Origin of the sequence: Archangium violaceum (assembly GCF_016859125.1) — a bacterium.
Classification (GTDB): domain Bacteria; phylum Myxococcota; class Myxococcia; order Myxococcales; family Myxococcaceae; genus Archangium; species Archangium violaceum_A.
In genome coordinates, this window is record NZ_CP069338.1 from 9,617,962 (window position 1) to 9,632,744 (window position 14,783).

Annotated in this window: 12 protein-coding genes; 6 read left to right on the plus strand and 6 right to left on the minus strand. The window is 67.9% G+C overall.

Features of this window, described 5'->3' with window-relative positions; genetic code table 11:
* The first annotated feature begins 84 nt into the window (after nt 1–84).
* A complete protein-coding gene (locus tag JQX13_RS40640) occupies nt 85–651 on the plus strand; it encodes a TetR/AcrR family transcriptional regulator (protein WP_239014154.1) in 567 nt (188 codons plus the stop codon).
* A 161-nt stretch (nt 652–812) separates the two neighbouring features.
* Nucleotides 813–2,708: a S8 family serine peptidase gene (locus JQX13_RS40645; RefSeq protein WP_203404777.1), complete on the plus strand. Its 1,896-nt coding sequence runs from the start codon at nt 813–815 to the stop codon at nt 2,706–2,708.
* Between the two features lie 81 nt (nt 2,709–2,789).
* On the opposite strand, the gene JQX13_RS40650 is transcribed toward JQX13_RS40645, so the two are convergent.
* Nucleotides 2,790–5,132, minus strand: coding sequence for a Kelch repeat-containing protein (locus JQX13_RS40650; protein ID WP_239014155.1), 2,343 nt, complete (start codon nt 5,130–5,132; stop codon nt 2,790–2,792).
* A gap of 135 nt (nt 5,133–5,267) precedes the next feature.
* Between JQX13_RS40650 and JQX13_RS40655 the strand changes: the two genes are divergently transcribed.
* Nucleotides 5,268–7,037: a DUF4832 domain-containing protein gene (locus JQX13_RS40655; protein WP_203404778.1), complete on the plus strand. Its 1,770-nt coding sequence runs from the start codon at nt 5,268–5,270 to the stop codon at nt 7,035–7,037.
* 69 nt (nt 7,038–7,106) lie between these two features.
* Here the strand turns inward: JQX13_RS40655 and JQX13_RS40660 are convergent, their stop codons facing one another.
* The 3 genes from JQX13_RS40660 to JQX13_RS40670 all read right to left on the minus strand — a co-directional run bounded on the left by JQX13_RS40660 (nt 7,107) and on the right by JQX13_RS40670 (nt 9,896).
* Complete coding sequence (locus JQX13_RS40660) at nt 7,107–7,400, minus strand: hypothetical protein (RefSeq protein WP_203404779.1); 294 nt, start codon at nt 7,398–7,400, stop codon at nt 7,107–7,109.
* A 127-nt stretch (nt 7,401–7,527) separates the two neighbouring features.
* Nucleotides 7,528–9,240: a PA14 domain-containing protein gene (locus JQX13_RS40665; protein WP_203404780.1), complete on the minus strand. Its 1,713-nt coding sequence runs from the start codon at nt 9,238–9,240 to the stop codon at nt 7,528–7,530.
* 173 nt (nt 9,241–9,413) lie between these two features.
* On the minus strand, nt 9,414–9,896 hold the full coding sequence (locus tag JQX13_RS40670; RefSeq protein WP_203404781.1) for an FKBP-type peptidyl-prolyl cis-trans isomerase: 483 nt from the start codon (nt 9,894–9,896) through the stop codon (nt 9,414–9,416).
* Nucleotides 9,897–10,119: 223 nt separating this feature from the next.
* Between JQX13_RS40670 and JQX13_RS40675 the strand changes: the two genes are divergently transcribed.
* On the plus strand, nt 10,120–10,575 hold the full coding sequence (locus tag JQX13_RS40675) for a YaiI/YqxD family protein (protein WP_203404782.1): 456 nt from the start codon (nt 10,120–10,122) through the stop codon (nt 10,573–10,575).
* Between the two features lie 177 nt (nt 10,576–10,752).
* Here the strand turns inward: JQX13_RS40675 and JQX13_RS40680 are convergent, their stop codons facing one another.
* A complete protein-coding gene (locus JQX13_RS40680) occupies nt 10,753–10,974 on the minus strand; it encodes a hypothetical protein (RefSeq protein ID WP_203404783.1) in 222 nt (73 codons plus the stop codon).
* Nucleotides 10,975–11,273: 299 nt separating this feature from the next.
* Here JQX13_RS40680 and JQX13_RS40685 point away from each other — a divergent pair, with 299 nt between their 5' ends.
* Nucleotides 11,274–11,495, plus strand: a complete 222-nt coding sequence (locus JQX13_RS40685; protein WP_203404784.1) for a microviridin/marinostatin family tricyclic proteinase inhibitor — start codon at nt 11,274–11,276, stop codon at nt 11,493–11,495.
* Nucleotides 11,496–11,575: 80 nt separating this feature from the next.
* A complete protein-coding gene (locus JQX13_RS40690) occupies nt 11,576–12,772 on the plus strand; it encodes a trans-sulfuration enzyme family protein (protein WP_203404785.1) in 1,197 nt (398 codons plus the stop codon).
* A gap of 1 nt (nt 12,773) precedes the next feature.
* On the opposite strand, the gene JQX13_RS40695 is transcribed toward JQX13_RS40690, so the two are convergent.
* Complete coding sequence (locus JQX13_RS40695) at nt 12,774–14,552, minus strand: serine/threonine-protein kinase (RefSeq protein WP_203404786.1); 1,779 nt, start codon at nt 14,550–14,552, stop codon at nt 12,774–12,776.
* Nucleotides 14,553–14,783: the final 231 nt, after the last annotated feature.

Below are 14,783 nucleotides of genomic sequence, written 5' to 3' on the forward strand. Positions count from 1 at the left end.
GTTGCCGGCGTTGAGAGTGTGTGATGCAGTGGGAGCCAAGTGGGAGCGAAGCGGAAATCCTCATCCTCCAAGAAGCGAGTGCTCGTGCGCGGAGAGCCGGTGGTGCGAGGCGTACTCGAAGCCACGCTCGAGGAGCTCTCCATCATTGGCTATGGCGCCCTGCGAATCGACGACGTGGCCGCTCGCGCTGGGGTCAACAAGACCACCATCTACCGGCGCTGGCCGACGAAGCAGGAGCTGGTGGGAGCGGCGCTCCGGTCGGTCACGGTCGATTGGATCGTCCAGCCAGACACGGGCTCGCTCCGTGGCGATCTGCTCGAGGTCGGGCGCCACATGGCCGCCGCCATGAGCTCAGCGGGGGGACAGGCTCTCAGGCGCATCCTCATCGCCGAGGAGCGCAACCCGGAGTTCATGGCCATCGCCAGTCAGTTGCGTGAGTCAATGGACGCCCTGCCGCTCCCCGTCATCGACGCAGCCAGGGCACGCGGCGAGTTCGCTCCAGGTTTCGAGGCCGCGCGGCTCTTCCGCTTCCTCGCGGGCATCCTCCAGCACCGGCTCTTCATGGAGGGCCGGGACATCGACGACGACTTCCTCCACCAGGTGGTGGACCTGCTGCTCTTCGGGGCGTTGTCACCCGACAAGCGGAAGTAGGGGAGGGAGTGGGGCTGGCGCGTCAACGAGTCCAGGTGACACGTCAAGCTGTGAGATCGACGCGTTGACGGACACGCGCACCCACGAACCCTTCCTCTGAGCTCGTGCCTGTCCGCCCCCTGTCGGGTGTTGGCCGGGGATTTGAAGAGCGCGGCGCTACCATGACCATCCTCAAGTCTCGTCTGTCGTCGCGCCTTCCCAAGGCGCTGATGCTGGCTTCCTGCCTCGGGCTCACCGCCTGCCCCTCGACGCCTCCGAAGGAGCCGGATCCGCCCGATACCTCCAAGATCGTCCGGCCCGATGACGCCATCGAGGGCCAGTACCTCTTCCTCTTCGATGAAGCGGCCGTCACACCGGACAAGGCCCGGGCCACGGCCGAGGAGCTGCTCGCCCAACACGGGGGCTCCCTGCTGGACGTCTACGAGAGCAGCCTGGTGGGCTTCTCGGCCAACGGGCTCGATGACCTCAAGGCGCTCGCCATCGCCTCGGATTCCCGCGTGAAGACCGTCGGCCAGGATGGCCGGATCAAGCTGGAGAGCGTCCAGGACAGTGCCACCTGGGGCCTGGATCGCATCGATACGCGCACCCGGGCGCTCGACCAGCGCTACGTGCAGAGCACCACGGGCAAGGGCGTGCACGTCTACGTCATCGATACGGGCATTCGCACCTCCCACGTGGACTTCGCGGGGCGTATCGGTAACGGCGCGACGGCGATCAACGACGGCCGGGGCGCGGAGGACTGCGGTGGGCACGGAACCCACGTGGCTGGCACCATCGGAGGCTCCACCTGGGGCGTGGCCAAGGACGTCATCCTCCACCCGGTACGCGTGCTCGATTGCGAAGGGTCGGGGAGCCTCGGCGGAGTCATCGCGGGCATCGACTGGGTGACCCGGAGCCGCCAGAAGCCCGCGGTGGCCAACATGAGCCTGGGTGGTGGTGCCCACCCGTTCATCGATGACGCGGTCCGCAAGTCCATCGCGGCGGGCGTGACGTACGTCGTCGCGGCGGGAAACAACGACGGGGATGCGTGCCAGAAGAGCCCGGCGCGCACCCCCGAGGCGTTGACCGTGGGGGCCACGTCCATCGAGGACAAGCGCGCCTGGTTCTCCAACTGGGGCTCCTGCGTGGACCTCTTCGCGCCGGGCCAGGACATCAAGTCCACCTGGTACACCGCGAACGATGCGACCCACACCATCAGCGGCACCTCCATGGCCGCGCCGCACGTGGCTGGCGTGGCGGCGCTCTTCCTGGAGAAGAACCCCTCCGCGACTCCCGCCGCCGTGACGAAGGCCCTCCTCGATGGCAGCACCCCGGACGCCGTGCAGGACGTGAAGGGCTCTCCCAACCGGCTGCTCTACTCGCTCGTCATCCCCCTCCAGGGGGACTGGTCCGAGGTGGCGGCGCTTCCGGACGGGGCCACCATCAAGCAACTCTCCGTCGGGAGCGCGAACGCCATCTGGGCACTCGCCACCAATGGAAACCACTACAAGTGGAACGGGTCTGCCTGGGACCATCAGCGATGCTGCGTGACAGAGATCTCCGGCGCCGCGGATGGCACGCTGTGGGCCACCAACCCCCCCGATGACATGCGCGTCCTCCGGTGGGCTGACACCGAGTGGGATGCGTTCTCCATTCCTTCGGGAATGAAGCAGGTCTCGGTCGTCAACGCGAACACCGTGTGGGGGTTGGACAACGAGGGCTGGTTGTTCCAGTGGAATGAGTCCGCATGGAACTGGGACAAGAAGGTCTGCTGTGTCGCGCAGATCTCCGCCGGTTCCGACGGTGTGCTGTGGGCCACCAATCCAGCGGACTCCCTGCGCGTCCTGAAGTGGAACGGCACCGAGTGGGCGTACGACATCCCCACGGGGATGACCTACGTGTCCGTCGGCAGCGCCGCCCACATCTGGGCGCTCGATGGCTCCGGCAACGTCTACAAGTGGAGTGGCTCGGCCTGGACGCAGATGCCCGGCATGCTGAAGCAGATCTCCGCGGCGTCCGACGGAACGGTGTGGGGCATCACGGTGAATGACGGCATCATCCGGTTCATCACGCCCTGAGGCACGGGGCTGAAGCGAGTCCTGACATCCACCCGCCTTCGGAGGTGATTCCTCCGAAGGCGGGTGAAGCCAGAGGCGATGTCAGGGGGTGTAGAGCACCGCCAGGTTCATGTTGTAGTTGGGGCCGCCCACCACCAGCACCTGTCCGGAGGGCAGCAGCGTCGCGGTGTGGTCCGTACGCGCCTGGCCGGAATCCTCCGCGGGAGACCACGTGTCCGTCTCCGGGTCGTACAGCTCCACGTCCTTGGCGATGGGCACATTGTAACCCCCCACCACCAGCACCTTGCCCGAGTTCAGCAACGTCGCCGTGTGCGAGCCACGGGCACTGGCCATGTTGCTCACCGGCGTCCACGTGTCCGTCTCCGGGTCGTACAGCTCCGCGGTGGCCGTCAAGGCCGCGATGTCCGTGAATCCTCCTGTCACCAGCACCTTGCCCGAGGGCAGCAGCGTCGCCGTGTGCGAGCTACGGTCCTGGATCATGCTGCCCGTCAGCGTCCACGTGTTCGTCTCCGGGTCGTACAGCTCCGCCGAGGCCGTTCTGCCGCCTCCGGCCACCAGCACCTTGCCCGACTTCAGCATCGTCGCCGTGTGCCCGTTACGGGGCTCGGACGTGTTGCCCGACAGCGCCCACGTGTCCGTCGCCGGATCGTACAGCTCCACCGTGGTCGTGGTCGATCTGCTGCCTCCGACCACCATCACCTTGCCCGAGGGCAGCAGGGTCGCCGTGTGCCCGTTGCGCGATTCGTTCATGGAGGCCACCCACCTCCACGTGTTCGTCTCCGGGTCGTACAGCTCCACCGGGGGATCGTCGAAGATGTAGGGTCTCCCTCCGGCCAGCAGCACCTTGCCCGAGGGCAACAGCGTCGCCGTAACCCCCCCCGTGTGCTCGAAAGTGTAGCCCCCGTACGCCCAGGTCCTCGTCGCCGGGTCGTACAGATCGGCTCGGTCCGTGCGGCCTCCGGCCACCAGCACCTTGCCCGAGGGCAACAGCGTCGCCGTGTGTTCGTGACGACCGGTGTACGAGACGGAGGAGGTGCTCTTCCAGGTGCCCTTCGCCGGGTCATACACCTCCGTGTTGAAGAGGTTGTAGCTGCTACCCAGGCCTCCGAGGAGCAGCACCTTGCCCGAGGGCAACAGCGTCGCCGAGGCCTGGCCCCGGCCCATGTACAGCGAGCCGGTGGCCGTCCAGGTTCCCGTTTCCGGATCGTACAGCTCCGTCTTGCTGTAAGCCGTCCACTGGTTCATTCCCGTGGCCACCAGCACCTTTCCCGATGCCAGCACCGTGGCCGCGAGCTTCTCACGCGGATGGGCCATGGCTCCCGTCGAGGTCCACGTGCCCGTCGCCGGGTCATACACCTGCGCCGTCGCCAGCGTCGTGCTCGCGGTCTTCCCCCCCACCACCAGCACCTTGCCCGACTGCAGGAGCGCCGCCGCGTGCCAGGACCGGGCGTCATCCAGGGCCCCGGTGGTGCTCCACGCTCCCGTCTCGGGGTCGTACAGCTCCACCACCGTCGTCGCGCCTCCGGCCACCAGCACCTTGCCCGAGGGCAGCAGCGTCGCCGTGTGGGACTGGTGTGGCGCGGACAGGGTCCCCGCCGGGCTCCACGTGCCCGTCGCCGGATCGTACAGCTCCGCCGTCGCGTGGCTCACGCCATTGGCGTCACGGCCTCCCACCACCAGCACCTTGCCCGAGGGCAGCAGGGTCGCCGTGTGATCGGCACGGGCCACGGCCATGGAGCCCGTCGGGACCGACGTCCGCGTCTCCGGATCATACAGCTCCGCCGTCGCGTGGTCGCCCAAGCCCAGCATCTTGAGGCCTCCGGCCACCAGCACCTTGCCCGAGGGCAGCAGCGTGGCGGTGTGGGACGCGCGGAACGTCACCAGCTGCCCGCCCAGGATGGACAGCTCCGTCTCCGGGTCGTACAGCTCCGTCATCCGGGCCGCGGACTCGGAGGACCACTGGTCTCCGCCAATCACCAGCACCTTGCCCGAGGGCAGCAGCGTCGCCGTATGGGGCTCATGGGCCCAGCTCAACCCGCCCGTCGAGGCCCACGAGCCGGAGGGCGGGCAACCCGGCGCTCCCCGGATGGTGAAGGCCTTGGACGTGGACAGCCCCAGCGCGTTGCTCACCGTGGCCGTGATGGACACGGGTTTCTCGCCGGGCACGCATTCGGGCACCGTCCAGGCGACCTCGCTCGTCGAGGTGGTGTTCGTGGGAGCGCCCAGCGTTCCCGTGCTCGCCTCCCACGTGAAGCCGAGCGCGGTGTTCTGCGGATCCTTCGCCTCCAGCCGCAGCGTCACGGTGCCGCTCTCCGGCACGGGGGAGGACTGGGAGGAACTCACCACCTCCGGCTGGCAACCCGAAACAATCATCATCCATGCAGCCACCAACCCTGGCAGCAGCATGCGCCCCCTCTGATTCATGTGTTCCTCCGTCGAAAAGTCGCACGTTCATCGCGCGACGCGCGGCACTGTATATCCGACGGTGGATTCCCATCGGACTGACGTATATGGCTCCGGGTCGAATACAGACCCTGCTGTTCCGCATGAGGAATGGACATGCATCGCTCACCACGCCGGTTCCACCACCCGCTCATCACGGAGCTCGCTGCTCTTGGATTGTTGCTATCGAGTCTGACACTCGGGTCACGGCCCGCTCATGCGGCCATCACCTCGGTGGTGCTCGGCAACGACGCCACCTCCGTCTCGTACCAGTTCCAATACAGTGGGACCCCGGCCTTCCGGCGCGCGTACATCGACGTCGACCGGAATCCCGCTACCGGATTCTCACAACAAGGAATTGGAGCGGACTACCTCCTCGAGAACGGCTCCCTGTACAAGCACCTGGGAGGTGGTTGGAGTTGGCAGTTCATCGAGGCGGTGACGCACACGGCCTCCGCGAGTGTTGCTCAGTGGACGGTTTCGCGAGCCTCCCTCGGAGAGAGCGCGACCCCGAATGACGCGGATCTCGTCTTCCAGGTCGAAACGCCGCTCGAGACGTCCCCCAAGTACACGCACGTCTACAGTGGGGGCACGGGCTCCGGCACGACGACGCAGTACACGGCGAGCAGCGCCACCCTCGCCAACCCGGAGCGCGGCTTCTATCACTACACCGGTGATTGCAACCAAAGCGACTTCGTCGAGTCCACGCTGAGGGCTTACAGAACCAACGAGAAGATCACCCAGATCTTCTGCATCTTCTATCTCTCAGAATTCAAGAACAGTCCCATCAGCCAGGCCCAGCTGGATCGCTTCCAACGGCAGGCGAACACGGTCCGGGCCGCGGGACTCAAGATGATCGTTCGCTTCGCCTATACCGCCTCGCCCGACGGGGACGACGCCCCCCTGAGCCGTGTCACCGCGCACCTGGATCAGCTGGCGCCGTATCTGAGCGCCAACAGCGATGTCATCTCCGTGGTGCAGGCCGGACTCATCGGTGCCTGGGGCGAGTGGTACTACACGCAGAACTTCGGGAACGCGGGGAACCTGTCGCAAACCGATTGGAACAACCGGAAGGCCGTGGTCGACAAGCTCCTGGCCGTCCTCCCGACCACCCGCATGGTCCAGCTGCGGACCCCCAAGTTCAAACGCACCCTGTACGGTTCGACGGCGCTCTCCGCCTCGCAGGCCTACAACGGCACCGCGAACGCTCGCATCGGACACCACAACGACTGCTTCCTGGCCAGCCCCGATGACTGGGGGACCTACGAGAACACGACGGTCGAATACCCGTACCTGGCCGCCGAGACGAACTACCTCGCCATGGGTGGCGAGACCTGCAACCTCAACCCGCCGCGCTCGGCGTGCGCCTCCGCGTTGAACGAGATGGGGTTGTTCCACTACTCCTATCTGAACGCCGACTACGAGCCTTCCGTCATCAGCAGTTGGGACACCGGCGGGTGCAGGCCCGAGATCGACCGCCGGCTCGGGTACAGGTTCGCCCTCGTGTCGGGCACCTTCCCGGAAACCGCCACCCGTGGCGCGGCGATGCCCATCGAGCTCACCCTCGAGAACGAGGGGTGGGCCGCTCCCTTCAATCCCCGGTCGGTGCAGCTGATCCTTCGCAACACCTCGAGCGGCGCCACCTACCGCCTGCCCCTGTCGGCGGATCCGCGTCGATGGATGCCGGGGACGCGCGTGACGATCAGCCAGACCGTCACGATTCCGTCGACCCTTCCCGCCGGAAGCTACGCGCTGCTGCTGAACCTTCCGGATCCAGCGCCGTCACTGAGCACGCGTCCGGAGTACGCCATCCAGCTCGCGAACCAGAACGTCTGGGAGGCCTCCACCGGGTTCAATGATCTCCACCGGACCGTGACGGTGAACTGAGGTCTCCAATGCGGACGGCGGTGGGGGAGCGGGCCTCGAGGCGAGGGCGCTCCCTCACTTGCCGGGTTGCTACCAGATCGGGCAGGCCAGCCCGTTCGGGCCACAGGCATTCCGCTCGATGCAGTAGCCACCGTCGTTCGTCCTCCAGGCGTAGGCCTGGGGCTGTCCGGGGCCACAGTCGACGATCGAGCTGGACACCGGGCAATCATTGGGTCCGTCGCAGTCGCCCTCCCAGTACTCCGCTGCGTTCCGCGTGGAGCTCTGCTCGTCGGCGCCGGGCACGGAAGGCTCTTCCACTCCGGCACCACATCCAGCGAAGGCCATGCAGCTCGCGACGAGCAGCGGGCGGGTCCACGACTTCACGAGGTCAGCAAAGGGAGGGTCATCGGGGCTTCCTGGAGCGCTCCACGTCGGCGCTGAGTGGGTGGGGGGGTTCACTGCCAGAGGAATCCTAGATCACCGGGAAGGCCGCCCGCCAACGGCGTTCCGCTCACCGCGGGCTGCACACGGTGGCGCCTTCGTTCCAGATGGTGACGTTGCCCACCGGGTGCACGGAACAGAAGGCGCCGCAGCAGTCCGCGTCCGACCTGCACTGCGAGCCCAGCGGCCTGCAGGCGAAGAGGGACGGCGTGGTCAGGGCGGAGGTGAGGGTCTGCATGGGGAAGCCCGGGCCGGACCAGGCCAGCCGCGCCTGGGCATTGCCGTAGCCCTCGAAGTACTCCATCACCAGGTCGTGCCTGCTGCCGGCGGTCATGGACACGGTGGCGGCACGCGTCTGCCCACCCTCCGCCTCGAGCCATCTGTCGATCAGCAGCGCGCCATCGAGCCACAGGCGCACACCGTCCTCGGTGGTGGTCCACAGCGTGTACGTGCCGGTGGCCGGCGCGGTGAGCGTGGCCGACCAGCGCGCGGACCAGCGGTCCGCCGGCACACCTGGCGCCGGAGCCGTGGCGCCCCACGAGCCGGAGACGGCGTCCTCACGGCGCACCGCGACGCGGTTGTAGAGGAACTCGGAGGAGAAGTACTCGGCCTTCACACCGGGCTCGCCCTCGGGCACCTCGGGGGCGCACACGGCATCGCCCTCGTTCCAGATGGTGACGTTGCCCACCGGGTACACGCTGCAGTTGCCCGAGCGGCACTCGGCGTCCTCCGAGCAGTGCGCCCCCAGCGGACGAGGAAGAACCTGTATCGGCGTCCGCAGGCGCGACACAGGGACGTCCTGGAGCGGCTGGCTGACGCTCGCCCACTGGAGCCGCAGCGAGGCGAGGTCCATCGCATCGAAGAACTCGACCACGACGCTGGCGGGGATGTCGGCCGCGAGCCGGATGCTTCCGGAATGCTGCTCGAGGTCGTGTTCGAACCAGTCATCCACCAGGAGCCGGCCATTCACCCACAGGCGCACGCCGCCGCTCGCGGAGGTGCGGAAGGTGTACGTCTCCGAGTACTCGGGCGTCACGAAGCCCTCGAAGCGCACGCCAAAGAAGTCCGCCGGGATGCCGTCCACGGGAGCTTCGAGGCCGGCGCTCAGGCTCATGTCGGGCAGGTAGCGCAGCACCGGGACGCCCCGCATCTGGAGGTTGGGGAAGAAGCGCGCCATCACCCCTGGGTAGGAAGTGGCGTACTGGATGACCACGGCGTACTGCGCGTTGGTGCCCTGCGCGGGCGGGGCCATTCCGCCCCCCAGGACGAGCGTCCCCGCCGGCACCGACTTCGCGTACACCTTCATGGGCGTGGACGGATTCGAGGAGGTGGCGGACTGATCATTGGTGGCGAAGATCTCGTTGGTGAGCGCCCAGGTGCCGTCCGCGAGCCACGCCGGCAGCACGGTGTTGCGGCGGTCCATGGCCACGAAGACGGTGGCCGCCGCGTTCAGGTCCAACCGCACCTGCTGCGTGCCGGTGTAGAGCTTGTCGTCATTGGCCGCCTGGAGCAGCACGCCGCCCTGGAGCCGCCAGGACAGGCCCGTGATGGTGTAGGCGCGGTCGATGTAGAGCTTCGTGCCCACCTCCGCCGTGGCGAAGGTGTAGGGCCTGCCGGTGGCCACGGACTCCAGCGTCACCAGTCCATTGGCGGAGGTCTGGGCCTGGGCGCTCGTGGCAGGGGCGGTGGGGGAGGGCGGCGGATCCTGAATGGGGCCGCAGGCCAGGAGGGTGGCGAGCGCGAGCGCGCCGGCCCTGGTGAGGGACGAGAGGAGATGTCGCATCGGGCAGTTCCTTGATGGGGGGCGCCGACCTTCAATCACCAGGAGGGCCCGAGGCAACCGGCATCTCAGGATACTGCTGACAACACTTCATCACGTGGGGTGGAGCGGATCTGGTCTCCGCGGGGTCCCCGGCACGCGGGGGACGCGCTTCGCGGAGCGCATCCCCCCGTTCTTCAGTGCTCGTGGCCCGGGGCGTGGGCGTGGCCGTGCTCCAGCTCTTCCTTCGTGGCCGCGCGCACCTCCTTGACGGTCACCTCGAAGTGGAGCGTCTTGCCCGCCAGCGGGTGGTTGAAGTCCACCACGACCGTCTTGGGACGCACCTCCTTGACGAGGAACTCCACATCATCCCCCTCGTCGTCCGTGGCGGTGACGATCCCTCCCGCCTCCAGCTCCATGTCCGGCGGGAAGTCCTCGCGCGGTACCTCCTCCACGCCATCCGGATCGTATTCCCCGTAGCCGTCCTCGGGAGAGACCTGCACCTTCAGGGACGCGCCCGGCGTCTTCCCCTCGAGTGCCTTCTCGAGCCCAGGCACGATCTCCTCGTACCCATGCAGGTAGACGAGCGGATCTCCCGGGTCGCTCTCGTCGATGATCTTCCCGTCTCCCAGGTGCAGTCGGTAGTCGATGGCGACGACGCTGTCCTTCGCGATTTCCATGGATGCCCTCCTCGGGCGTGGCAGCGAGGCATGCGCGGGGGCTCCTGCCACGCTCGGCTCATGATGGGGTTGGCTACGTTCTCTTGCAGCGAAGCTCGACGCTCACCTGCCCTGCCAGGCGAGTGCGTTGCCGTGCCGTCTACCACAAGCGGGCTGGCTGTCCGCTTCTATCCGCGGAGATCGCGTGTCCTCCCTCCATCCCTCTGCCAGAATGCCCGGCCGCATGAAGATCTGGGTCGATGCCGATGCGTGTCCGGGGCCGGTACGGGACATCCTCCTGCGAGCCGCGCAACGGCTCCGGGTGTCCACCGTCTTCGTGGCCAACAAGCGCCTGTCACTGCCCCTCTCGGAGTTCGTCTCCACGGTGCAGGTGGGCGCAGGGCTCGACGTGGCGGACGGTCACATCGCCGCCTCGGCCCAGACCGGAGATCTCGCCGTCACCCAGGACATCCCACTCGCCGCGCTGCTCGTCCCCAAGGGCGTGGTGGTGATCGATCCGCGCGGCGAGCTCTTCAGCGAGGAGAACATCGCCGAGCGCCTCTCCGTGCGGAACTTCATGCAGGAGCTGCGCGACAGTGGCGTGATGACCGGTGGCCCCGGGGGATTCTCCGCCCAGGATCGCCAGCAGTTCGCCGCCACCCTGGACCGGGAGCTCACCCGGCTGCTCAAGACCCGCTGATCGCGCGGCGTTCCTCCGTCCGTCGAGGCGGCCTTCCAGGCAGCCCCGGAGGAGATGGTGGCGGAGATCCCCGACGGTGAGCTGTACCGCGGCCCGCGTCCAGCCCGACCACATGCCAACCCGAACCGTTCGAGGCCATCGCGCTCGAGCTGGCGCTCGTTCCGTCAGCAGGGCTGGCTACTTCATGTTGTTGAGCACCTGCATCGTCGTGTCGTTCTTCAGGACCTTGGAGATGAAGGCGACGGTCTCCTGCTGCTTCTGGAGCGAGAGCTGGGCCTCGGCCCTCGCCCGATCGGCTCCCGAGAGACCGGACAGCAGTTTCTTCTCCTCCGGGGAGAAGCCGGTGGAATGCTTCAACGCCGCATGCGTGGCGTCATTCGCGGCGTGGCTCACGGACATGACAGTCTCCAGATGCTCCAGATGAGGGTGGGCTGCGGAGGCTCGGACCCTGCCTCTCCCGCGATTATCGCGGTGCGTCCCGAAAGGTTGCTTCCGTATTTTGTCCGCACCCGGGCCGCCCGGGGGAAGCCCTTGATCTTCCTGGTTCTTTCCGTGGTGGGCGGGCAGGGGAGCGCGCCCGCGAAACGTGGGTCGTCACATCTGGCCCGTGCGGACTCGGTCCTATCGAGTCACTGGAGCGCCGCCCCCCCGAGCGATGCGGTGGCTCGTGCATCCCAAGGACCGACAGGAGATCCGACATGAAGAAGAACGCGAAGGACTCGGAGTCGAGGAAGGGAAAGAAGCCCTTCTTCGCGCGTTTGCTGGAGACGCAGGAGCTCGAACAGGTGGCGGGCGGCACCGGCACCGTGTCCAAGAAGTACCCCTCGGATTCGGACGAGTGCGGCGGAGGCGGAGGCGGAGGCGGGCCCATCGTCACCCTGAAGTTCCCCTCCGACGACGCGGATGTGTCCGGCTATTAGTGGCGTGGCCACGAAGCCCGTGGACAGAGCCGTGTCGCGCATGCACCCTCACCGGGGCGCTCCAACGAACGAGGTGACCGGTGGCTTCAGAATGGGACGTGCGGACCCGGCTCGTGCAGGCCGATGCCGATGACGAGGAGGGGGCTCCGCTCAACACGCCCCTGGTGCTCTCCACCACCTTCCGCGCCCACCCCGAGGGGGTGGGGTTCTCCGCCGAGGACATGCAGGAGGAGTCGCCCTACTTCTACGCGCGTTGGTCGACTCCCACCGTGCGCACCCTGGAGCGGCGTCTGGCCGAGCTCGAGGGCGGAGAGGATGCCCTCTGCTTCGCCAGCGGAATGGCCGCCATCACCGGGCTCCTGCTGCACCTGCTCGCGCCCGGAGACCACCTCGTCATCAGTGACATCTGCTACGCGGGCGCGGCGGAGTTCGTCCGCGGGAAGCTGCGGCGCTTCGGCGTGGAGGTGAGCCTCGTCGATACCTCGGACCTCGACCAGGTGCGCGCCGCCCTGCGGCCGAACACGCGGCTCGTCTACATCGAGACGCCGTGCAACCCCATCCTGAAGCTCACCGACGTGGCGGCGGTGGCCTCCCTCGCGCACGGCGCCGGGGCGCGCCTCGCCGTGGACTCGACGCTCGCGACACCCATGGGCCTGCAGCCGCTCGCCCTCGGCGCCGACTTCGTCATCCACTCGTTGACCAAGTACATCGGGGGCCACGGTGACGTGCTGGGAGGTGTCGTCGTGGGGCGGCGGACGGACCTGGCCGCCCTGCGTCAGGACTCGCTCATCCACCTGGGCGCCGTGCTCAATCCCTTCCCCGCGTGGTTGATCCTCCGCAGCCTCGCCACCCTGCCTCAACGCATGGCCGCCCACGAGGCCTCGGCCCGGGCAGTGGCCTCGTTCCTCGAGTCCCACCCGCGCGTGCACCACGTCCTCCATCCCGGGCTCGATTCACATCCGCAGGCGGAGCTCGCGCGCGGGCAGCTGCGCAATACCTCGGGGATGATCGCCTTCCAGGCGGAGGACGGCCCGGCGGTGGCGCGTCGCCTCGCCGACAGGCTGAAGGTCATCAAGTACGCCGTCTCGCTCGGCAAGCCGCACAGCCTCGTCTTCTACCTGCCCACGGACGATCTGCAGCGGACCTCCTTCCAGCTCCCGCCCGAGCTCCTGGCGCGCTACCGGACCTGGGCGGGAGACGGCATCTTCCGCCTGTCGATCGGACTGGAGGCCCCGGCGGACCTCATCCGCGACCTCGAGCAGGCCCTGTCCCCCTGAGTCACTCGGACTCGAGGTCGGCGTCGAAGACCAGGCGCTGATCTCCCTGCAGGACGAAGGCCTTCTCCCAGACCGCGTCCTTCTGGGTGACCCGGAGGGTGTGCTCGCCCTCGAACAGCGTCCTCTCGGCGATCGGCGCCGTCCCCAGGTCCTGGCCATCCAGGGACACCCGGGCCCCCGACGGCGCGTGGAGCAGCACCGAGCCCATGCCCAGGCGGATGGTGAAGGACACCGTGTCCGTCGTGGCGCGCACGTCGATCAGCCGGGCCGTCTTCAGGCCCTTCGACTCGTCGGTGAAGGTGAGCAGGTGGCGTCCGGGCGTCAGCGGAACCGTCAGGGGCGACACGCCGGCCGCCCGGCCGTCGATGGCCACGGCCACACTGGGGCTCACGGAGAGCGAGACCATCGTGCGCGCGACGCCAGGCGTGGGGGTGGCCTTCTGGATCATCCCGGCATCCGGGGGCTCGGCCTCGAGCAGCACGGGGGGCTCGAAGCTCACGGTGGCATTGCCCGTGTCCTCGGGGATCGAGAGATCCGCCTTCTTCCGGGTGCTCCAGACGGTGCCCACCGCGCTCACGAGCAGCAGCGCGCCCACACCCACGACGAGCGGCACGGCCGAGCGATGGGGACGCGCGGGCGCGGCACCCGGCGGCGCGACCGGGGGAATGGCGGCGACGGGGGCCTCGGGCCCGGCGGGGGAGGGCGTACTCGGAGCGGGAGGGGCCGCCGGCGCGATCACGGGCATGGGCGCCGTGATGGTGGGCGCGGAGCCCGAGATGGGCGGGGGGGTGTAGGCGGGCGCGGCGCCGCGGATGATGGGCGTGGACGCGGTGATGGGCGCCGCCGCGCGGCTCGCCACCGCGGCGATGCCCTCCTCGATCATCTTCTTCCGGGCGACCCGGGCCTCGCCGTTGGCGGGGATCACCTTCGTGAGGTACTCCGCGAACGCCGCGGAGGAGGACAGATCGCCCGCGACCTCCACCAGCGCATCGCGGAAGGCGAGGGCGCTCGGGTAGCGATCGCCGGAGCGCTTCGCCGTGGCGCGTCGTACCACCTCGTTGAAGCGCAGCGGCACCTCGGCCGGCAGCGGCGGCAGCGGCCGGTTGAGGATGGCCTTGTCCTGGTCGATCGAGTCCTGGAACGGCTTGCGCCCCGAGAGGCACTCGTACAGCAACAGGCCCAGGAGGAACACGTCCGTCAGGACGGAGGAGGCCTCACGGCCGCCCATGAGCTGCTCGGGGGCGCTGTACAGGCGCCGGTTGCGCACCCGGCGGCCATTGCGCTCCCGCGGCGCCACCCCGAGCGCCCCGTACCCCGACAGCTTGCAGACACCATTGAAGGAGACCATGACGGTCTCCGGGCGGATATCTCCGTGGATCAGCGGCGTTCCATCATCGTTGCCCGCCACGTGGGCGTAGTGCACGCCCTTGGCCACATCCGCGGCGATCAGCGCGGCGAATGGCAACGGCAGGCGTTGGCCCGCCTCCAGCACTTGGCGCAGGGATTCTCCATCGGCGAATTCCGTCACCCGGGCGACGCGGCCATCCAGTGTCACCAGGCCGTGCACGCGCAGGATGTTGGGGTGCTCGAAGACGACGGCGCGTTCCGTCTCCCGCCGCAGCCGGCTCAGCATGGCCGCGTCCTGCACCACGTCGGCGGGGGCCCACACCAGCACCACGGGCCGCGGTGGAGCGCCGTCCTCGAGGGCCAGCGCGAGAGATGGGCGGGAGCCCTCGCCAGGGATGAGGGGACCGAGTATTTCGTAACGAACCTGGCTCATGAGTTCCGTAGTTTTACGACCTCCCCGCCTTCCACCGCCAGTGAGCAACTGGGAACTTGTGTGGAATCTGCCCCATACGGGGAACCCCTGGGGTTACTTCGACCTCAAGATCATCAAAAGTCCTCGTAATCCATTACTCCTGGAAAAACTTTCTTCACCTACTCTGAAAAAGAGGCTAATAATCCACCCAGGCTGAATTGATTCTGTGGGGCTGTTTTGACCCGCCTTCTC